This is a genomic window from Hyphococcus luteus (assembly GCF_002943565.1).
In the GTDB taxonomy this organism is placed as follows: Bacteria; Pseudomonadota; Alphaproteobacteria; order Caulobacterales; family Parvularculaceae; genus Hyphococcus; species Hyphococcus luteus.
In genome coordinates, this window is the sequence record NZ_PJCH01000010.1 from 37437 (window position 1) to 58612 (window position 21176).

The window sequence follows — 21176 nt, forward strand, 5'->3', positions numbered from 1 at the left end:
CCGGCTGATTTTGAAAACACCGTCGGGCTCAGCCCGCCATCATGCCGAGGCGGGGTTAAGCTTCTGAAATATATGCGCGATTTAAGCAGTCCTGCGGCCGTTAAAATGACAGCTGCGCCGATACGCCATAGCTCAAGGGCGCGGAGCGGAAGGTGTTGTAGCCGATAAACCCGTAGCCGGAGACGGCGACGTCCCGGTCGGTCAGATTGCGGCCCCAGAGCGACAATTCGAGGCCGACTGCATCGAGATAGAGCGTCGCGCTTGCATCCAGCGTCGCATAGGCGCCCTGGCGGCGGGCGGCGAGCCCCTCCGCGTCGAGATAGAAAGCGCTTTTGGCTTTGGCGTTGGCCTGGACGGCCGCGCGCATCTGTTGTGCAAGGCGCCATTCATAGCGTGCGGAAACGGTTCCCGAGAGTTCCGGCGCAAAGGGCAGGGGATTGCCGTCGAAAAGCGCGGCGTTGCCGGCGGCGTCGCTTTCCTGATTTATCTCGGTTGCGAGCCAGGTGAAACTTGCGGCGAGATCGAGCCCGCGCGCCGGCGACCAGCTTCCATCGGCGTCGAAACCGTAAGAAACGGCGGCGTCGAGATTGGAAAGCGAGTTCGAAATGATGCGCCCGCCATCCGGCAGGGGGAAGTCGACGAAGATGCGCGCCTGCGGATCGTTATAATCTTGAAAGAACAACGCCGCATTGAAGGCGAAATCATCGCCTGCGCGGGTTTTGAGGCCGAGTTCGTAAGCCTTCACCGTTTCCGCGCCGAAGAGGCCTTCATCGCTCCAGTGCGCTGCATTGTTCTGGACCTCGCCGTTAAAGCCGCCGCTTTTATAACCGCTGGAAAAAGAGGCGTAGACGGATGTTTCGTCGCTGAACGCGTAACGCAAAGCGGCGTTGCCGGTGAAACGGTTTTCCTCGATGCGGTTTTCGCCAATGGCGGGGCCGAGGCTGTCGCGATTGTTGAAGCCTTGCGCGCCGTCATCGAAGAAATGAAGGCCGTAGCCGTCGCCCTCGATGTTTTCATACGTGTAGCGTCCCCCAAGCGTCAGCGTCAGGCGCTCGTCAAGCGCGATGTCGTTATGGGTGAACAGCGCGAAGGTCTCCCGCGTCTGTTCGATATGCGTGAGAAGAGACAGCGCTGTGCCGGGCGAGGCGGGGGCCGGGCCGACGCGGCCCGCAGCGCCGACATAAGGACAGGTTCCGAGCAGCGTGTCGGGATCCAATTGGCCGCACCAGATGAGATAATCCTGGGAAAAGTCCTCCCAGGCGCCATGGGCGCCGATCAAAAGATTCACCCGGCCGATTTCGGTTTGCGCGCGCAGCTCCTCGCTTACTTGGCGGAAATCCCGGTCGTAATGAAGATTGGCGTTGAGACTGGGAACGCCGAAAGGCGCAGGCGTTCCGTCAAAGTCGAACCCGTAATCTTGGGTATAGCCTTCAAAGGCTGTAAGCGAATAAAGCGACCAGCGGCTCAGCTGCGCCGTTCCTTCCAAAGATGCGCCGAAGAAGGCGTTGTCCGTATTCTGAACGCCGTCGCCTTCGGAGGAAATTTCATGTTTGCCGAGATCGAGGCTGTCATTCAAGGGCGTCGCGTTGACGCCGTTGTCTTCTTCGTAGTGGCCGCGCAAGAGGAGCGCGGCGTCGTCGTCGAGTTCGTAAAGCAATGAAGCGCGCAGGCCGAATTCGTCGCGCACGCCGCCTGCGTCCTCAGGTCCCCTGGGAATCGCGGGATCGCTTTGGACGTTGTCGAGCGTCGGCTCTTCGGAAAGATAGCGCCCGGCGATGCGCGCCGAGAGCCGGTCCGTCAACACCGTTCCAACGGCGCCGGCGAGATCGATCCGGTCGAAACGGCCATAAGAGGCGCGCAAATAAGAGTGCTGATCCTGCGAGGGACGGGCGGTGAGAAAGTTGATGGCGCCGGATGAGGCGTTGCGCCCGTAAAGGGTTCCTTGCGGGCCTTTCAGCACTTCGATGCGGTCGAGGTCGTAAAGGAAAAGGCTCGTCTGCACATTCGTGGCGAGGAATACGCCGTCGGCGTAAACAGCGGCGGCGGTGGGCGTCAGCGCCTGATGGTCGACGGCGCCGATGCCGCGGATCTGAAAAGCGATCTGCGAGCCGTTGGCCACGGCCGCTTCGACGCCGGAAAGATAACGCGTCGCGTCTTCCGCGCCGTTCAGCGTCTCGGCTGCGTTCAGACGCGCGCCTGTGATCACATTAACGCTTGCGGGAATGTCTTCAAGCCGCTGCGCCCGGCGCGTCGCCGTCACGACGAGTTCGTCCGGTTTGTTGAAGGCTGAAGCGGGGCCGGAACAAGAAAGAGAAAAACTAATCAGTAAAGTGAGAATCGGTGAACGATGCGACACAATCAATGAACCTTAAAGGTAAAACAATAGCTGACGCCTATGCCTTCATCTGCAGGGCGGATCAACAGTTTTGATCCTCTGATGGCGATAAAACGAAAAATGTTTAGAGGCGCTGCGCCTTTGCTGATGCGACGCATCAAACAAAACCGGCCCCGCCGCAGCGGGGCTGACGCCATTCGCGTTTGAAGCGAGAATCAAAATTCCGCGCACAGCTTTAAGTCGTAAAAGCCGCCGAGGAAATCCGCGGGCGCGATCGGCGGACCAGCCTTATGAAGAGCGCACACGGTTGACCGAATTGTTTCAACCTCGCCAATCTCCGGCATGCGTTTTGGGCGGCTTGAAGACGCCGACAGGCCGTCGCGCGCTGCAAAATTTTTAAAGCTCAACTTATCTTTTTTGTAAGGCTGCGCACCGACTGCGCACATTCAGCGTTCTGGACCGCCCGGAGTACAGATTAAGTCAAATTGTCCGGCGCTTTTATACGTCCTCTTACCGGCGCGCCGCCTATTTCCTCAAGCGAAGGCAGGTATTGGGCGAGATGATGCGTGTGCGTGGTCCTTACAAAATGACGCGGATAGGCGCCGTGTGTTCAGCGGCGTTTCTTCTTTTGTCTGCATGTTCCGGGTCCGGCGATGAGAGCGAGGCGCCGCCGGAAACATCTGCGCCGCCTCCGGCGTCGAGCGCGATGACGACGGAGGAGGCTTCGCGATTTCTGTCGCAGGCGACGTTCGGCCCTTCTGAAGACGATATCGACGCGCTCGCCGCGTCGGGCGTGTCGGCCTGGCTTAAAGCGGAATTCGACAAGCCTCAGGAGTCGATCCTGCAGGACGTTCTCATTGCGGAGGCTTCTGGCGTGGATGTCGGTCCGGATGCGCTTGCCGAAGCGTTCTGGACCCGCGCGATCCTGAGCGACGATCAGTTGCGCCAGCGCGTCGGGTATTCGCTGTCGCAAATTTTCGTGGCGTCTTTCACCGACTCCCAGCTCGCCGATCATCCGGTGGCGATGGCGAACTATATGGACATCATGTCTGCAGGCGCTTTCGGCAATTTCCGCCAGACGCTGGAGAACGTCACCTACAGCCCCGCCATGGCGATCTTCCTGACCTATCTGCAAAACCAGAAAGCCGATGAAGAAGGCGAAGTCGTCCCCGACGAAAACTACGCCCGCGAAGTCATGCAGCTTTTCACCATCGGCCTTCTGGAGCTTGAGCCGGACGGCGAAGTGCGCCTCGACGGCTCAGGCGATCCCATTGAAACCTACACCAATGACGATGTGACGGAGCTGGCCAAGGTTTTCACCGGGCTTAGCTGGGCCGAGCGCGGCTATTTTCTCGGCGACGCGCAAACGCTCGAGTCCGAATATCTGCCGCTCGTCATGTTCGAAGAGCAGCATTCGCCAAAGGCCAAAAGCTTTCTCGGCACGACGATCCCGCCCAATACGCCGGGCGATCAGAGCATCGCCATTGCGCTTGATGCGCTTTACAATCACCCAAACACGCCGCCTTTCATTTCACGCCAGCTCATTCAGCGCCTGGTGACCAGCAATCCGAGCCGCGGCTATGTCGGCCGCGTGGCGGCGGCCTTCCGCAGAGGCCGGTTCGAGCTGCCGGATGGAAGCCGGGTCGGAAACGGCGCGCGCGGCGACATGCGCGCCGTCGTGGCGGCGATCCTTCTCGATCCGGAAGCGCGCGATCCGGACAACATGACCGATCCGAATTTCGGCAAGCTGCGCGAGCCGGTTTTACGCTTCACCCATTGGGCGCGCGCTTTCGGGGTCGATGAAACAGATACGGACGGCGCCGAAATCCTGCGCAACACCTCGGCGCCGTCGCGGCTCGCCCAGCAGGCTTACCGCTCTCCTTCCGTGTTCAACTTTTACCGGCCGGGATTCGTGCTGCCGGGCTCTGAAACGGCGGCGGCGGGGCTCGTCGCGCCGGAGCTTCAGATCACGACGGGCTCGAGCATCACCGGTTACGCCAACTTCATGGAAGGCTTCATCCTCCAGAATGTTTCCGATGAAACCTATGTGCCGGATTACTCTGCGGAGATCGCGCTTGCGGACGACGCCGCAGCGCTGGTCGATCATCTCGACCGCATTCTGACTTACGGAACGCTCAGAGATGAAAGCCGCAGTCGCATTATCCAGGCGGTGAACTCCATTCAGGGCGATCAGGAAAATCGTGTGGAAGCGGCCATCCTCATGATGATGACGTCCGCCGACTACATCGTGCAGCGTTAAGCGAAGGGGCGGGACAATGAATCCCTCAAGACGGCATTTTCTGAAAACGGCGGCGGCGCTTTCCATGACCGGCGGCGCCGGCTTTGCGCTCGACCTTGCGCGTTTCAACGCCTTTGCAGCGCAAACAGGCGGCTATCGCGCCCTCGTATGCGTGTTTTTGTTCGGCGGGATGGACTGCCACGATACGGTGATCCCCTACGATACGACCAATTACAATCGTTATGCCGATATTCGCAGTTCTTTGTTCAATAGGTATGACGATCTTGAGGGCGGCTCCACGCGCGCGCGCGACCGCCTTTTGCCGATGACGCTTGCGAATGCGTCGGATTTCGGCGGGCGCCAGTTCGCGCTGCCGCCGGAACTCGGTCCTTTGCATGAACTGATGGACGAGAACGCCTGTTCGATCGTCTCGAATGTCGGGCCTCTTGTGGTTCCGGTCACGCGCGACGATTACCAAAACCGGTCGGCGCCGCTGCCGCCGCGCCTGTTTTCCCATAACGACCAGCAGTCGGTCTGGATGGCTTCGCAGCCTGAAGGCGCGCGTTTCGGCTGGGGCGGGCGTCTCGCCGATGTCATGCTTGAGGCCAACGCCAATCAGGATTCGACTTTCACCGTCGTCTCGACTTCCGGCAACCAGGTGTTTCTGTCCGGTCAGCTGGCGGGCCAGTTCGAGGTCGGCTCCAACGGTCCCGCCGTCATACGCGGCATCGACGATGACAACTATCTTTCTTCCGACGCCTTGCCCGCGCTTTATGAATCGCATCTGCGCGCGCAAAACGAAACGCTTTCCAATCTTCTGCAGCGCGATTACGCAAGCGCCGTCAACAGATCCATCGACGCCAACCGCACGCTGGCCGAATCGTTCGAGGCGCCGGCGCCTTTTGCGACGGTTTTCCCGCAGAACTACCTCGGTCAACAGCTTCAGGTGGTTGCGCGCGTTATCGCGCAGCGCGCCGTGCTGGGCGTCAATCGCCAGATCTTTTTTGTCGGGATCGGCGGGTTCGACAGCCATTCTGGACAGGCGAATTCTATTCCTAACCGTCATGGCGAGATCGCTTCTGCGATGCGCGCCTTTTACGACGCGACCGTGGAGATGGGCGTCGGCAACGACGTGACGGCTTTCACCGCGTCGGATTTCGGACGCACGCTGACCGTCAATCGTGACGGAACCGATCATGGTTGGGGGGCGCATCACCTCGTCGTGGGCGGCGGGCTCGCCGGCTCTCGCATGCACGGGACTTTCCCCGAGCCGGTGCTCGAGCATGCTTACGACTCGGGCAACGGCCGCCTCATTCCGACGACGTCGGTAGACCAGTTCGCCGCAACGTTCGGGCGCTGGTTCGGTCTCAACGATACGGAGCTCGACGACGCGCTGCCGGGCTTAAGCAATTTTTCGACGAGAGACATCGGTCTTTTCACCGGCGCAGCGATCTGACGCGCGAAAGGCCAGGGAACGCGAAACAGGGGCGACGCATGAACATCAAACCAGCGCTTATGGCGAGCGCAGCAGCGCTCAGCTTTGCGACGGCGGCGGCGGCGGACGATCCGTTGGTCTCGCCGCCGGGCCTGTTGCGCGACCGGCCCCTTGAAGACATGACCGAATGGGAAAAGCCGGCGGCGGGAACATCGATCAGCGCGAATGATTACGTCGACAATTACGCCAATGACGCCGGCGGCGCCTTCTTTTTTGCGCCGGGCGTTTCCGTCAACAATCTCGATCTCGCTGAACCGCGCATCGTCATTCGCGGCTTCACCATGGGCAACAGGACCCACCGCGCGACGGTGAATGTCTTCCGCGACGGCGCGCCTTTGACCGACATTCACGGCGATACGCATCTTGCTGAAGTCGATCTTCTGGCCGTGTCCGAGGTGAGCGTCTTGCGCGGCGGCGGCGGCGATCTCAAATATGTCGGCGACAATCTCGGCGGCGCCGTCAATTTCATTTCGCCGACCGGCCGCACGGCGCGCGCGCCGCGCGCCGTCCGTTTCGACGCCGGCGCGACAAAAGACGGCAAGCCCGGCGGCCAGGCGCATGCGGAACTCGCCGCCGCCGCGGGCGCGCTTGATTATTTCGCCAGCGTCACTGGGCGCTACGAGACCGGTTTCCGGGACAACAACCAGCGCATCGACGCGCTCTTTTATGGCAATATCGGTTACGAATTCTCGCCGGGATTTCGCACGCGCTTCTTCATCGACGCCTCGCGCAGCGACGACGAATATGCCGGCGGCCTCAACGAGGCGCAGCTCGCCGACGATATTTCACAGGACATGCCCGCAATCACGCTGGGCCCGCTTTTCCCGGGTGGCCCGATCATCGAATTCGCCGGCGGCGCCGACGACAGCGAAATCGGCCGCAAACTGACGACGGCGCGCCTCGCCAATGTCACCAATTTTGATCTTTTCGGAGTCGCATTCGAAGGGGGGGGACATTATCTGCGCCGCGACGTCCTGGCGCCGCAGATCGATTTCGCCGGCGTTCTCGATTCGAACGGCGGCGAATGGGGCGTCAACCTGGCGGCCCGCCGCAAGGTGCGGCTGTGGATATTCGATACGGATCTGCGCCTTGGCGGGACTTATGGGTCCGGTTCGAAAGACGTCGACTGGTATGAAAATCTCGACGGTGAAAAAGGCGACCTCGCTGCGGCGACGATCCAGAAGTCGAAAAAGATTACGGGGTTTGTCGAAGCGGCGGTCAGCCCGATCAGCAAGCTTGTGGTCGATCTCGGCGTCAAATTCGTCAAGACCGAGCGCACGCTCACCGTCGACGGCGATCCGGATTCGGAGACCTACACCGGCGTCGCCGCCCGCGGCGGCGTAACTTACCAGCTTGCGAAAGCGCTGCAGGTTTTCGCCAACGCCGCGCGCAGCTATGAGCCGCCTTCATTTGGCGAGCTTGTCTCCGGCGATCCGGAAGACATCATCGGCCTCGAAGAGCAGGATTCCTTTTCCTATGAGGGAGGCCTCAGAGGCCGCATTAATGACTGGGTCGGTTGGGAGGTCGCCTATTTCAACACCAGCATTGAAGGCGAGATCATCAATGTGGAGGAGCCGGAAACCAACGGCTTTGGCGACGCCCTCGTCAATATGGACAAGACCCGCCACCGGGGCGCTGAAGCGGCGCTCGACATCAACTTTTTTCCCGGCGCCTTTTCGCGGAGAGGCCATGCGCTGACCTTGCGCAATGTCTATAATTACAACGATTTCCGCATTGTCGACTCCGGTTATCTCGGTCTTGATGGAAACCGTCTCGCTGGCCTGCCGCAGCATGTCTATCGCGGCGAGCTGCGCTACAGCGCGGGCGACAAATGGTTCGCCGGCGTGAATGTCGAGATCGGGGCGGGAGACTATTACGCCGACCACGAGAATGAGGTTTCAGCGCCCGGCTATACGGTCGTCGGTTTCAGCGCCGGGTATCGCATGAGCGATAATCTGGAGATTTACGCATCGGGCGAAAATCTCACGGACAAGCATTACGCGGCCGGCCTCACGCCGGTCCTGTCGCAGGATCTGTCTGACGGGCGCATCTACACGCCCGGCGTCGGCGTCTCTCTTTACGGCGGGCTTCGTTACCGCTTCTGAGGTTTGTTTTTTCAAGGGCCCGCCAGCGAGGTTTTATTTTGCGGCCGCCAGCGCGCCGTTCGGGAGTCGTTAAATGCGGCGCAAGCGCGTCGGAACGGTCCGGGCGCAAGGCTTGGTAACAGGATTGTTGCTAGCATATTTCGCGCGCGCTTAAAATGAGCGGCGTGTCCTTCGACGCAGATGCGTCTCTCACCCGTTCGGCGCGGAAGTCAATTTCGACAAAAGGCGAACTCAACTTTCGCCTGAAAGTTATGCGCGCGCGTTTGCTCTTTCAAATATATGCGGCAGGGCGGACACGGTGGAAATGATATTTTGAATTGCGAATGATTTTGAAACGCGTCTCAAGACGCCGGTTCGGGCGTGTTTTTTTGTCATTTTATATTGATGTTCAATGGCTTGAATCTTTTTTCATGACCCCTGCTGCGATGCAAAAACTTTTACTGCAAACGCGAAGTCATTGTTGCGCTGACGCTACAGTCGAAAAAATGTTTAGTTCATCTTAATATTCCTGATACGGAAAATCGCCCATGGCTTGAGGCGCTGTCGCTGCGCGCTGTTCTTGAATCGATGTTGAAGGCGCCCTGAAAGCAAGTCATGATATGCGCTAAGTCCGAGGGGATTGTGATGGTTAGGCGTAAGACAGCGGCCTGGCTTTTGGCTTTTTGTCTTCCCGCGGCGTTTGTCGTAACGGCGGCGGGCGAAAATATGGAGCCTCCGGTGCTCGTCATGTTCGAAAAAGTCGGGATGTCGGGACGGCAGGTCTCGTTCGACGCGCCGGTGGCCGATATAGACGTGCGGTATCCTTTTCACAGCGCATCGGTTAAGTCCGGTCGCTGGGAGCTTTGCACGCGCAATAATTTCAAAGGCGCCTGTCTGGACCTTGGGGTGGGCGACGAGGTCGTCAGCCTCAAAAAAGAGCTCGGCTTTTTTTCTCGGGTCCGCTCTGTACGCCCGATTGAAGATGCTCCAAGCGGCGCCGGACCTATTGAGGCGCGGCCGGCTCAGCCGGAAACCGTCAGTGCGCCCCAGGTTGCAAAAGGGGCTGTGGAAGATGCGCCCGCCCGGGCGGCGGTCCCGGATGCGCCCGCGGCGCCGGTCGCTAGCGCCGAAGGCTTGCTGCGCGGCCACCAGGCCTATTTCTTCAAAACGCCGATGCTTGACGGTGCAATGATAGACGCCGAGGACGAAGACGCGGCCCGGGCTTTTTGCGCCGCGGCGGGTTTTGAAAAAATTGAATTCAAGAGCGACGTCGTCAGCAATGGGCGCCGGGTGGTCGGCGACCTCCTGTGCGCAGGAGCTCCGTGAAAATTGCAAGGGATAAAATAACAATAAGACGTCAACCAGCTAATCCAAACCAGGGAAGGGAATCATGAAGAAGAAACATCCAACACTTATCTCGAGCAGGCGGGCTTCAGCGCTGCTTGGCGCGTCCATCGGGGCGCTGGCGCTGAGCGCGCCGGCGCTGGCCCAGGACGAAGAGGAAGCCCGCGGCGGCCTCGACACGATTACGGTTACGGCGACTCGCTCCGAGACGAACCTTCAGGATACGCCGCTCGCCATCACGGCCGTTACCGCGGAAGCCTTCGAAGCCCGCGCCATGGACAGCATTGAAGATGTCGGCCGCATCGTGCCGAACGCCAGTTTCGAGCAGGCCCAAGCCGCTTATGGCCGCGCCGTGACCGCCTATATCCGCGGCATCGGCCAATATGACTTCAACCTTGCCTTTGAGCCGGGCGTCGCCTTTTATGTCGACGACCAATATTACGCGCTGCTCGCCGGCTCGGTCTTCGACCTGCTCGACATCGACCGGGTCGAGGTGCTGCGCGGCCCGCAAGGCACCACCTTCGGCCGCAACGCTATCGGCGGCGCGGTCAACATCATCCCGAAAGAGCCGGGGCCGGAGCCGGAAGCCTATATCGACGCCACTTACGGCGCCTATAACCGGACCGACATCCGCGCCGGCTTCAACTACCCGCTTTCCGACAACCTCTTTCTGCGCGTATCGGGCGTTTCGAAGAGCCGCAAGGGTTATCAGAAGCTGCTCGATTTCCGTTGCGCTATGGTTCAGGCCGGCACGCCGGAACTTGCAGGCGACTTCCCCTCGCTCGATCCGTCGGGCGGTTTCGCCAATCCGACCGCAGGGCCGACTTCAGGGGACGACTGCGTCCTCGACACTTATGGCGGCCAGGACGTTCAGGCGCTTCGCGGCGCCTTGAAATATGAAGGAAACGGTTGGGACGTGACCTTCACCACCGACTATACGAACGACCAGTCGGAGCCGGTGGCGGACAAACAGCTTCAGATCGTGCCGAACAGCTCGACCAACAATCTTTCCGATGTGGTCTACGAACCGCTCTGGGGCATCCGCTATGACGAGCGCTTCCTGACGGACAGCCCGTACACCACTTATGCGACCTACGCCGATCCCATTCCGTCCGGCAGCATGTATCCGGCGGGTTGCGATCCCACACCCTTCGTCGGCACCTGCACCTACTATAACGGCTCCGGCGATCGCGGCGGCGTTCAACTCAAGCGTGAAGCGGTTATCGAAAATTATGGCTTCAGCACCAAGGCGAATGTAGATCTCACTGAGGATTTGACCTTTACCCTGGTCGCGGGCTATCGCGATGTCTACACCACGGGCATCAACGACACGGACGGTTCGCCGCTCAGTCTGCAAACCGTCAAGAGCCAGATCGATCACGAACAATGGACGGTCGAGCCTCGCTTCAACTATACGAGTGACTTCGTCGACTTTACATTGGGCGGCTTTTTCTACTCGTCCAACGCCCAGACCACGTCGAACGTCTCGATTGCGTTCCTCAGCTTCCAGCAGAACGCGGTGATCGATTTCGATTCTACGTCGAAGGCGGTGTTTGGACAGGGCGTTTTCCGTCCCTTCGGTCCGCGTCTCGGCATTACGCTGGGGGGGCGCTATTCGGACGATGAGAAAAAAGTCCATTTCAACAATGGCGGCGGCATCGACACCGACGTGCTGGTCGCCAGCGACAATTTCGACTGGCGCGCCGGTCTCGATTACCAGGTTACCGACGACGTGACGGTTTACGGATCGGCGGCTTCCGGTTATCGGCCGGGCGCTTTCAATCCGCGCCCATTCCAGGCCTCGCAAGTCGTGGCCGTGGATCCGGAAGAGGCGATCGCTTACGAACTCGGCTTCAAGGGCGATCTATTCGACAACACGATGCGGGTGAACCTCGCCGGTTTTTATACCGACTATAAACAGCGGATCGTGCCTGCTGGCGGCGCGGAATGTTTCGACAGCGGCGTTACGGGCGATTGCAACCAGGCAGGCGATCAGGTGTATGTGGTCACCGGTGAAAACACCTCGACCTGCCGGGACTATGTTCCGGCCACGGACGGGCCGGTCGATATTCCGAACGGCATCGGCGTTTCGTGTATTTCGAAAACAAACTACATCAACACGCCGGGCAAGGTGAAAGGCATCGAGGCCGAGATCGACTGGCGTCCGATTCCGGGCCTGTTCATCAACGCGTCAGGCGGCTGGACCCAGTTCAAGGCGCCGGAGCTCGAAAACAACCCGGCGATCGTCAATACCGATCCGGTCTTCGTGCCGGAATGGACGGGGTCGGCTGGCGTCGCTTATGAGATTCAGACGCCGGGCCTTGGCGGCACAATCACGCCGCGCATCGATTGGTTCTACCAGTCGGCCATCGCCTTCAACTCGACGACCGCCATCGCCCGCGTGCCGAGTCGGTCGGTGTTCAACGGCCGCATCACCTATCTGAACGAAGACGGCGACTTCCAGGTCGCGGTCGGCGCCACTAATCTCTTCGACAAAGAGTACTACCATAACGTTTTCGATCTGACCGCATTCGGTCAGCCGGGAACCGAGGCGCAGACGGCTGCCCCGCGCGAGTGGTACATCCAGGTCAAGAAGAGCTTCTAGGCCTTAAGGGCTTGCAGCTGACAGATCCGCCGTTCCGGCTTCCCGGGGCGGCGGATTTCTTTTTGTCCGTACCCGCCCCTTTGTCGCGGATAAATGATCGCGGCTGCGCTCATTGTAAGGAACAAATTCATTCTTGGTTCTCCAGGCGGAAGCGGCGCAATTATGCTCATATCGATCAATTGCGGCGGCCGCCCCCGTCTGCAATGCAATAGGCGCACGTCTCAAGATCGCTTACAGCAGGGAAGAACAAGATGGCGTTTGACCGGTTGTTTGATCCGGAAACAAGGTCCTTGCGCCGCGCGTTCCGGGCGGATGCGTTTAAAACGCGCGCCAACGCCATTATGGAAAGATGAATGATGCGCGAGACGTCCCAGTCGATTTTTGACATTTCGGGGTTTATCGACGGGCGGCGGCTTTCCGCCTTCAACTACAAGCTCATCATTCTGTCCTGGCTGATCACCTTCTTCGACGGCCTCGACATGATGATGATTTCCTATACGGCGCCCTATATGGCCGAGGGGCTTGAGCTCAGCCAGGGCATGCTGGGCAATGTGTTCAGCGCCGGCATACTCGGCATGACCCTTGGCGGGTTCGGTTTCGCCTATCTCGGCGATCGCATCGGCCGGCGCATCTCGATCGTCATCGCCGCGTTTTCATTCGGCATACTGACGTTTATCACCGGGTTCGCGCAAACTTACGAACAGCTGCTTTTGTTCCGTTTCCTCGACGGCCTCGCCATAGGCGGCATGCTGCCGCTCGCCTGGGCGCTCAATATCGAATTCGTGCCCAAGCGCATCCGCGCCACGGTCGTCACCCTGATCATGGTGGGCTATTCCCTCGGCACGACCTTCGCCGGACCGCTCACCAACTGGGCCGCGCCGCATTTCGGCTGGCAGGGCGTTTATTTTCTCGCCGGCGCCGGCACGCTTGTCTGCGCCGCGGCGCTTTTTTTCAATCTGCCGGAATCGATCCGTTTTCTTGCGGCGCGGGGCGGCAATCCTGAAGAGATCGCGCGCCTCGTCAAGCGCCTCGATCCCGACGCCGTCGTCGGCGCCGAGACGCAGTTCATTTTAAGCGACGAGCCCGAATATAAAAAACAGTTCCGCGCCTCGCAGCTGTTCGAAGGGCGCCTTTTGGTGCTGACGCCGCTGATCTGGCTCGGCTATACGGCGTCGACGCTCACGGTTTATCTCCATGCGAGCTGGGGCCCGATCATTCTTGAAAATCTCGACGTAGGTCGCCAGACCGCCGCCTGGGTCAGCTCCGCCGCGGCGCTTGCGGGCGCCGTCGCCGGCATGACGCTGATGCGTTTCACCGATCGCATCGGGCCTTTCGCCATTGCGGCGTTTCCGGTCGCGAGTTTGCCGGTGCTCTTCGTAATGGGCGTCATGCCGATTCCCACGACCTTGTTCCTCGTGATCAACGTGCTCGTGGTGGCGCTCATATCCGGCGGCCATTACGGCATTTTGAGCATCGCCAGCATTTATTATCCAACGGCGATCCGCGCCAATGGCGGCGGCTGGGCGTCGTCGGTGGCGAAAATGGGCGGCGTCGCCGGACCGATCCTTGGCGGCGTATTTTTGTCGAGCGGTTTGCCGGTGATCAAGATCTTCCTGTTCCTGATGCTGGGCCCGTCGCTGCTTGCGCTGTCGGTCATCGGCGTCGGCGCCGTCGTGCGCGGCATGCGAAGGAAGGAAGAAGAGGCCTATGGCGCGGCGAACGCATAGAGATAGCCAGGAGGCGCGCAAGCCTGCGGCGAGAAAATTCGGACGTTGACTATAAAGACGCCGTCAAACGGCGCGGCAGTGAACTTTTGGGAGGAACGACATGACGGCTGATGTTCAGACGCCGGCGGAAGAAGAATCGGATTTTTCCATTCGCAAAATGAAGATCGCTTTTGCGATCCTTGTGGGCACGTTGTTCGGCTCGTCCATCCTGCCGTTCATGGCGATCGCCTTCTTGACATTGCCGATGACGGAAGAGTTCGGCTGGTCTCGGACGGAGTTTTCCGGCGGGCTGACGTCGATGATGCTGGTTGGTTCGATTTCCGCGCCGATCCTCGGCCGGCTCGTCGACAAGATCGGCGTGCGCGTGATGATCATCGGCGGCACCGTGCTTGTCGGCCTGATCACCATGGCGCTGTCGCTGCAGGACGGATCGCTCTGGCAGTTTTACGCCGGCTTCGGCGTTCTCGGTCTCGCCGGAACGACGGCGATCGGCTATTCGAAGGTCATCGGCGCGCTTTTCAACAAGCACCGCGGCAAGGCGCTGGCGATCTTCGGCATCGAATCGAGCATCGGGGGCGCCTTCGCTCCGCCGATTATCCAGGGGCTGATTTCCAATTACGGCTGGCGCGGCATGTTTGTCGGCCTTGGTCTCATTATGCTGGCAGTCGTGCCGATTCTCTTCGTCTGGCTGAAAGAGCCGGAAGCGCCAAAGCCGCCGAAAAGCGAAGCTGCGCCGGCGGATGCGGCGGCCCGGAACACAGCGCAGGCAGCGCCGCATGAAGAAGCGCCTACAAGCGCGTCCGCCGGCGCCCCGGCTTACGAGCCGCCCGGGCTCACCGCCGGGGAAGCGCTGAGAACGAGAGATTTCTGGCTCATCCTCATCGCCAGCTTTCTCGCGTTGATCCCCGCTATGGGGCTCAATCCGCATTTGATTCCTTACATCGTCTCGCGTGGCATCAGCGTTGAAACCGCGTCATGGGTGTTGTCTTTTTCACAGCTCGCCATGGCCGCAGGCGCCATTGTCGGCGGCTTTTTGCTCGACAGGTTCGAGACGGCGAAAGTCGCCGCGCCTTTCAGTCTGCTGACGGCGATTGGCCTCACCCTTTACCTGCTGCTGGTCAGCGGGACCGCAGGCGTGGCGCTGCTTTTCTTCGCCGCAGGGCTGATCGGTTTTGCGGGCGGCGCGAAGCGGCCCATGGGCACCCTGTTCCAGCTGCGGTTTTTCGGGCTCAAAGCCTTCGCGACGCTGGTCGGCATTCAGGCGCCGTTTCAGGCGTTTTGCATGGGCGTCGCGCCGCTGCTGGTTGGCATGTATTACGACAAATACGGTCGTTATGAGCCGGTGTTCGTCTTTATGGCGTTCCTGATGGTGATCACCATCGGCCTTTATCTCGCGCTTGGCCGTTACCGGTTCGCCAAGGACCTGACGCCTAAAGGCGCCGGCGACGGGCCGGCCGAAAGTCAAACGCCGGTCGGCGCCATGGCGGACGCCAGCGCCGCCATGAAACAGGAAGGCGCGTAACAGTCACGGCGGCCGCCTTGCGAAGCGGCGCGCAAAAAACGGGAAGAAGGAAAACATCATGTTGAAAGATGTGAGCGGCAAGACCGCTTTTATCACCGGCGGCGCCAGCGGCATGGGGCTTGGCATGGCGAAAGTGTTCGCCAGACACGGCATGAATGTCGTGATCGCCGATGTCCGCCAAAGCGCGCTCGATGAAGCCATGTCGGAATTCAAAGACACGAATTTTCCGGTGCATCCGATCAAGCTCGACGTCACCGATCGCGACGCCTGGGTCGAGGCAGCCGACGAAGCGGAAAAAGTTTACGGCAACATCCATCTTCTCGTGCTGAACGCCGGGGTCGGCGTCGCGGGCAAGCCCATGCAGAACTGCACCTATAAGGACTGGGATTTCAGCATCAACGTGAATATCGGCGGGGTCGTGAATGGCGTGGTCACCGTCCTGCCGCGCATGCTGAAACATGGCGAGCCGGCGCATGTGCTCACCACCTCGTCCACAGGCGGATTTTCCGCCGTTGGCGGCGCCGGGCTTTACTGCACGACGAAATTCGCCGTCACGGGCATGATGGAATCGCTCGCGACCGACCTTCAGGGGACCAATGTCGGCGCTTCCGTTTTCTATCCCGGCCCGGTGAAAACCAGCCTCGGCCAGACGACCCACGAGGTGCGTCCCGCGCATCTGCGCGACGAGACGCCGCCGGCCGCCGGCGAGGCGCCGCCGCGCGATATCCCGCCTTTCGATCCGAATGTCTTCATGGACCCGGAAGAGGTGGGCGAGCGCGTCTTGCGCGGGATCACGCGCGGCGATCTTTTCATCATGTCGCACCCGGAGTTCAAAGACGGTCTTGTCGCGCGCAACGATGCGCTGGTGCGTTCGATCCCGCAGGACCCGCCGAATGACGAGCGCGCGAAAGTCGTCAAGCTCTTCGGCACGCTGATTTACAACCCGATCTATGACGAACAAAAAGACGTGCCCGCGCTCGATTAGGCGCGCATTTCCGCCAGCGTGATGACCTGCAGCGCGGCGTTGCCCGGCGGGACGCCGAGCAATGCGATGAACAGGTTGACGGCGTAAAGCACGATTGCGGCCCAGGCATCGTTCACTAAAGGATAGGCGATGAAGAATCGGAAGGCGCTTAGTAGCGGTCAGCGTAAAACCCGCCGAGCTTGTTGCTCCAGCTGCGGTTGTCTTCCGGATAGGGGAGCATGGTTTCGTTCCACGCGGCCCATTCGTCTTTCATGCGCGCGAAACGTTCCGCTTCGATTGTCTTCTTGTTGGCGCGCTCCATGGGGTCTTCTTTTATATTGAAAAGATAATCATGGCCGCCGATGGAAAGATATTTCCAAGGGCCCTGGCGCATGGCTTGCTGGTCATGCGCCTGATAACGCCAGAAGAGCTTGCGTTCGAATGTTTCGCCGCCCGTCAGAACGGGAAGAAGATCGACGCCGTCGAATTGCGGCGCTTCCACATCGGCGCCGGCTGCGGCGAGCATCGTCGGCAGCCAGTCCATGCTGATGGCGGTCTGCGCCGTCTGGCTTGCCTTTTTGATCTTGCCGGGCCAGCGCACGATCAGCGGCGTGCGGACTCCGCCTTCGAGAAGTTCGCCTTTCATGCCGTTGAGCGGCCAGGTTTTGGAAAAGCGTTCGCCGCCATTGTCCGAGGTGAAAACGACGATGGTGTTCTTGTCCTTGCCAGCCTTCTTGAGCGCCGCAAGAACGCGCCCCACGGCGGCGTCGAGACTTTCCACCATGCCGCGATAAGTCGCCATGGAGCCGCCTTCGAAATCGAGGCTTTCGCGTATTTGTTTCGCCGCTTCTATGTCTTCCGCAGTCTCCCAGGGCCAGTGCGGCGCGGTGAAATGAAGGCTTAAAAGAAAAGGCGCGTCCTGCGCGCTCATGCGCGTGATTTCCTCGCTCGCATGAGCGCCGAGAAGGTCGGTGAGATAGCCGATTTCTTCGATTTGGGCGTCGCCGTCCCACAGATCCGGCGTTTCCTCGCCATTGATGATGAAACTGTGGCGGAAATAATCGACGCCGCCGGTTTTGATGCCCCAGAAATGCTGATAGCCGTGATCCAAAGGACCGGATTTGTCGATGCCGCCGAGATGCCATTTGCCGACAAGGGAGGTCTGGTAACCGGCTTTTCCGAGAAGGCCCGGCATGGTGGGCCCGCCCGCGGGCAATTCGTGTTCGCTGTTGATGCCCAAGGGCTCTTCAGCGCCGATGGGCAGGCGGTATTGATAGCGGCCGGTGATGAGGCCGACCCGCGTCGGCGAACAGACGGAGGAATTCGCATAAGCGTCGGTGAAACGCATTCCCTGACGCGCCAGCTTGTTGAGATGAGGCGTCGCAACGTCGTCGCGCCCGTAACAGCCGAGATCGGCCCAGCCAAGATCGTCCGCCATGATGAACAGGAAATTCGGCGGACCATCATGTTTCGCCAAAGCCGCGGGCGCGTTCGCGACGGCGGGCAAGCCTGCGGCGACGGCGCTCGCCGCCAGAAAACGGCGCCGGTCGAACCGCGAAGAGTCGGTCATTGCGCTTCCTCCTTCAGTCAGTCGCATGTTGTGTTGAAAACTAGCAAATCCCGCTCAACCGGCAGGCGCTGGCAGAGAAGTTTAATATGAACCTGTGTGCATAAATTAGAAAAAGGGAAAAAGTATGTATACGAATGAAAAACCGCGGCCCGCCGCGGCGCATGCGGCGGCGGCGATTCCCACAATCAGGCGCGCTCGCATAGGTTGCGCCTGATTTTTTCAACTCCCCCTTGTGAAGGGTTTTTCCCGGTTCCGAAAGCCGGTTTGTCGTCTGGATGACAGTTTTTTTGCGGAAAGCCCCCTAGGCTCGCCGCTGTTTTCGGGGCCTTTGGCGTATTTCTCCCCCAGCGTCCGGTTCCGGCAACATCTCTCCTCGTGGGGGCGGAGCAGGGCGAAGGCCCATGGGCCGTCCCCACGATCACCTGAAATCTCGCACCTGAAATCTCGCAACTGCAAAAAAGCCGGTTGATTTGCGGCCCGCTCCCTGCGCAAATCGGGGGGAGAGCGCAATTTGGCGCGTGTCCGCGCCGCAAGTGAAAGGCTTCCACCCATGAAGAAAACCGCCGCCCTTCTCGCCTCATCCCTGATCGCCCTCGCTCAGGCCCATGCTGCGCCATCGGCGCAGGCCGTTGAGATCGCCCATAAATATGTGATCGTCGACGGGCATGTGGACGCGCCGTCAACGATCGCCGAGGCCGGCGCCGACATCGCCACGGGCGAAAAGACCGTGGACTTCGATTATGAGCGCGCCAGGGAAGGCGGGCTCGATGCGCCTTTCATGTCGATTTACGTGTCCGCAGATTATGAGCCTGTGGGCGGCGCGAAAGCGCGCGCCGACATTCTCATCGGCCTCATGGAGGGCGTCGAGGCGCAATATCCGGACAAGTTCGAGATCGCCTACAGCCCGAAGGATGTGCGCCGGATTTTCAAGGAAGGCAAAATCGCCCTGCCGCTCGGCATGGAAAACGGTTCGCCCATCGAAGGCGATCTCGCCAATCTCAAACATTTCTACGACCGCGGCGTGCGTTATGTGACGCTCGCCCATTCGAAATCGAATCATATTTCGGATTCATCCTATGACGAGAATAAGAAATGGGGCGGCCTGTCGCCTTTCGGGTTCGAGGTGGTGCGCGCCATGAACGATCTCGGCATCATGGTGGACGTCAGCCATATTTCAGACGCCGCGATTGAGGACGTCCTGGCGACGACGCGCGCGCCGGTGATCGCGTCGCATTCTTCGCTGCGTCATTTCACGCCGGGCTGGGAGCGCAATCTGCCGGACGAACTCGCCGGGAAGGTCGGCGAAAATGGCGGCGTCATTATGGTCGCCATCGGCTCCATGTTTTTGAATGAGGCCGCCAACACTTATAGCGAGCCGCTGGAGGCGGCGCGCGCGGCGGAGCAAAAGCGCCTCGGCCGGGAGATGACGGAGACGGAGCAGGAGGCGTTCCGAACCGCCTGGCTTTCCAACCATCCTTATCCCTTCGCCACGCTCGATCAGGTGCTCGACCATATCGACCGCGCCGTGGAGCTCGCCGGGATCGACCATGTGGGGCTCGGCAGTGATTATGACGGCGTCGGCGATGCGTTGCCCGTAGGCCTCAAAGACGTGTCGACCTATCCGGTCATCGTCGACGGCCTTCTGGAGCGCGGCTATGACGAAGCGTCGATCGAAAAAATTCTCGGCGGCAATGCGCTGCGGGTCTGGGAAGAGGTCGAAGACGCGCGCAACAAAAGGCGCAAATTCTAAGGCTGATTCCCATACGGATTATTTGAAACCGGCTTTCCGCAGCAGCTGCTCGGAGGCCGGTTTTTTTATAAGAAGAATAGAAACTCTTCAACGCCGGCGCCGTTTTTTCCACAGCCAAAACGCATCCTGCCCAAATTTGGGAAGTCCATTTTGAGACTCCCGATACACTTTACGCGGTCCGATTTTTGAATTTTCGTTCAGGCGCGCGCGGGGGCTGTTTTTCGCAACTGCATGTCCATTTTGTTTATTGCATCCGGCGGCGTCCTTTGTGTAAGTGCGGCGTCATTCACATCGCCTGAAACGCATTTCAACAGAAAGGAAAGACAATGTTCGAGGAGCCCCGCGACGTTTCGTTGTTGGCTGAAATCAAGGACCATTTGGACGCCCACGGCTTCGGGTCCGCCATCATCGAAGATCATGTCGCGATCGGCTTATCGAACTCGGCGCTCAGTCCCGGCGGGCGAACGGAAAACATCGTGCGCGTCAAATCGCTGGACGAAGCGCGCTGCGCTGTCGGGTGCTGCGGCGTGAAGGATGCGCGCTAGCAGGCGCCGATTCCTGTTGCATGCCCCGGCGGTAAGGCTAGTCTCCCCTCCAGCGAGGAGACGGCCTTATGACAAGCTTGAAAAACAAAACCCTGTTCATCACCGGCGCGAGCCGGGGCATCGGCCTGGCGATCGCGCTGAAAGCCGCGAAGGACGGCGCCAATATCGCCATCGCGGCGAAATCCGCCGAGCCGCACAAACACCTGCCGGGCACGATCTACACCGCCGCCGAAGAGATTGAGGCGGCGGGCGGCAAGGCGCTGCCGCTGGTCTGCGACATCCGGTATGAGGATCAGGTCGAAGCGGCGGTCGCGGCGACGGTCGAAAAATTCGGCGGGCTCGACATCTGCATCAACAACGCCTCGGCGATTTCATTGACCGGCACCGAAGCGACGGAAATGAAGCGCTGGGACCTGATGCATTCGATCAATGCGCGCGGCTCGTTCCTGACCTCGAAAATCTGTATTCCGCATCTGAAGAAATCGGAAAACCCGCATGTTCTGATGCTCTCGCCGCCGCTCGATATGAGCCCGAAATGGTTCGCCGGCCACACCGCTTACACCATGGCGAAATACGGCATGTCCATGTGCGTTCTCGGCATGGCGGCGGAGTTTAAAAACCAGGGGATCGCGTTCAACGCGCTCTGGCCGCGCACGGCGATCGCGACCGCCGCGGTGAAATTCGCGCTTGGCGGCGAGGCGATGATGCAGGCCTCGCGCACGACGGATATTCTCGCCGACGCCGCGCATCTCATTTTGACGAAACCCGCGAAAGACTTCACCGGAAATTTCATCATCGACGACACGTTCCTTTACGAGAACGGCGTTACGGATTTCGAAAAATACCGCGTTGATCCGTCGAAAAAGCTGGCGCCGGATTTCTTCGTGCCGGATGCGTCGACGCCGCCGCCGGGCGTCGCTGAAACGCTCATGGACGGCATGTTGGGCGGATAAACCGCGCTCCTGATAAACCTTATGCAAAGAGCTATGGGTTGCG

The 21176-nt window shown here is 60.1% G+C and carries 13 protein-coding genes; 11 read left to right on the forward strand and 2 right to left on the reverse strand.

The window, feature by feature from the left end; all coding sequences use genetic code 11:
• Positions 1-100: 100 nt before the first annotated feature.
• Positions 101-2260 (reverse strand): TonB-dependent receptor, encoded by a 2160-nt coding sequence (locus CW354_RS13255; RefSeq protein ID WP_207764803.1) that lies wholly within the window; start codon positions 2258-2260, stop codon positions 101-103.
• Between the two features lie 781 nt (positions 2261-3041).
• On the opposite strand from CW354_RS13255, the gene CW354_RS13265 reads away from it, so the two are divergent.
• The 8 genes from CW354_RS13265 (at position 3042) to CW354_RS13300 (ending at position 16336) form a co-directional block, all read left to right on the forward strand.
• Positions 3042-4595 (forward strand): DUF1800 domain-containing protein, encoded by a 1554-nt coding sequence (locus CW354_RS13265; protein ID WP_207764804.1) that lies wholly within the window; start codon positions 3042-3044, stop codon positions 4593-4595.
• A 16-nt stretch (positions 4596-4611) separates the two neighbouring features.
• A complete protein-coding gene (locus CW354_RS13270) occupies positions 4612-6030 on the forward strand; it encodes a DUF1501 domain-containing protein (RefSeq protein WP_207764805.1) in 1419 nt (472 codons plus the stop codon).
• A 38-nt stretch (positions 6031-6068) separates the two neighbouring features.
• A complete protein-coding gene (locus CW354_RS13275; RefSeq protein WP_104830578.1) occupies positions 6069-8174 on the forward strand; it encodes a TonB-dependent receptor family protein in 2106 nt (701 codons plus the stop codon).
• A gap of 624 nt (positions 8175-8798) precedes the next feature.
• Complete coding sequence (locus tag CW354_RS13280; RefSeq protein WP_165793702.1) at positions 8799-9479, forward strand: beta/gamma crystallin-related protein; 681 nt, start codon at positions 8799-8801, stop codon at positions 9477-9479.
• Positions 9480-9543: 64 nt separating this feature from the next.
• Positions 9544-12102 (forward strand): TonB-dependent receptor, encoded by a 2559-nt coding sequence (locus tag CW354_RS13285; RefSeq protein ID WP_104830580.1) that lies wholly within the window; start codon positions 9544-9546, stop codon positions 12100-12102.
• 353 nt (positions 12103-12455) lie between these two features.
• Positions 12456-13829 carry an MFS transporter gene (locus CW354_RS13290; RefSeq protein WP_207764806.1) on the forward strand — a complete coding sequence of 458 codons (1374 nt, stop codon included), beginning with the start codon at positions 12456-12458 and terminating at the stop codon, positions 13827-13829.
• A 100-nt stretch (positions 13830-13929) separates the two neighbouring features.
• Positions 13930-15351, forward strand: coding sequence for an MFS transporter (locus CW354_RS13295; RefSeq protein ID WP_104830581.1), 1422 nt, complete (start codon positions 13930-13932; stop codon positions 15349-15351).
• A gap of 58 nt (positions 15352-15409) precedes the next feature.
• The gene (locus tag CW354_RS13300) at positions 15410-16336 is read left to right on the forward strand and encodes an SDR family NAD(P)-dependent oxidoreductase (protein WP_104830582.1); all 927 of its coding nucleotides are present in this window, start codon (positions 15410-15412) and stop codon (positions 16334-16336) included.
• 148 nt (positions 16337-16484) lie between these two features.
• On the opposite strand, the gene CW354_RS13305 is transcribed toward CW354_RS13300, so the two are convergent.
• Complete coding sequence (locus CW354_RS13305; RefSeq protein ID WP_104830583.1) at positions 16485-17885, reverse strand: sulfatase-like hydrolase/transferase; 1401 nt, start codon at positions 17883-17885, stop codon at positions 16485-16487.
• 550 nt (positions 17886-18435) lie between these two features.
• Between CW354_RS13305 and CW354_RS13310 the strand changes: the two genes are divergently transcribed.
• The 3 genes from CW354_RS13310 (at position 18436) to CW354_RS13320 (ending at position 21133) form a co-directional block, all read left to right on the forward strand.
• The gene (locus tag CW354_RS13310) at positions 18436-19635 is read left to right on the forward strand and encodes a dipeptidase (RefSeq protein WP_104830584.1); all 1200 of its coding nucleotides are present in this window, start codon (positions 18436-18438) and stop codon (positions 19633-19635) included.
• Positions 19636-19961: 326 nt separating this feature from the next.
• Positions 19962-20180, forward strand: coding sequence for a hypothetical protein (locus CW354_RS13315; protein WP_104830585.1), 219 nt, complete (start codon positions 19962-19964; stop codon positions 20178-20180).
• Positions 20181-20248: 68 nt separating this feature from the next.
• Positions 20249-21133 carry an SDR family oxidoreductase gene (locus CW354_RS13320; RefSeq protein ID WP_104830586.1) on the forward strand — a complete coding sequence of 295 codons (885 nt, stop codon included), beginning with the start codon at positions 20249-20251 and terminating at the stop codon, positions 21131-21133.
• The last annotated feature ends 43 nt before the right edge of the window (positions 21134-21176 follow it).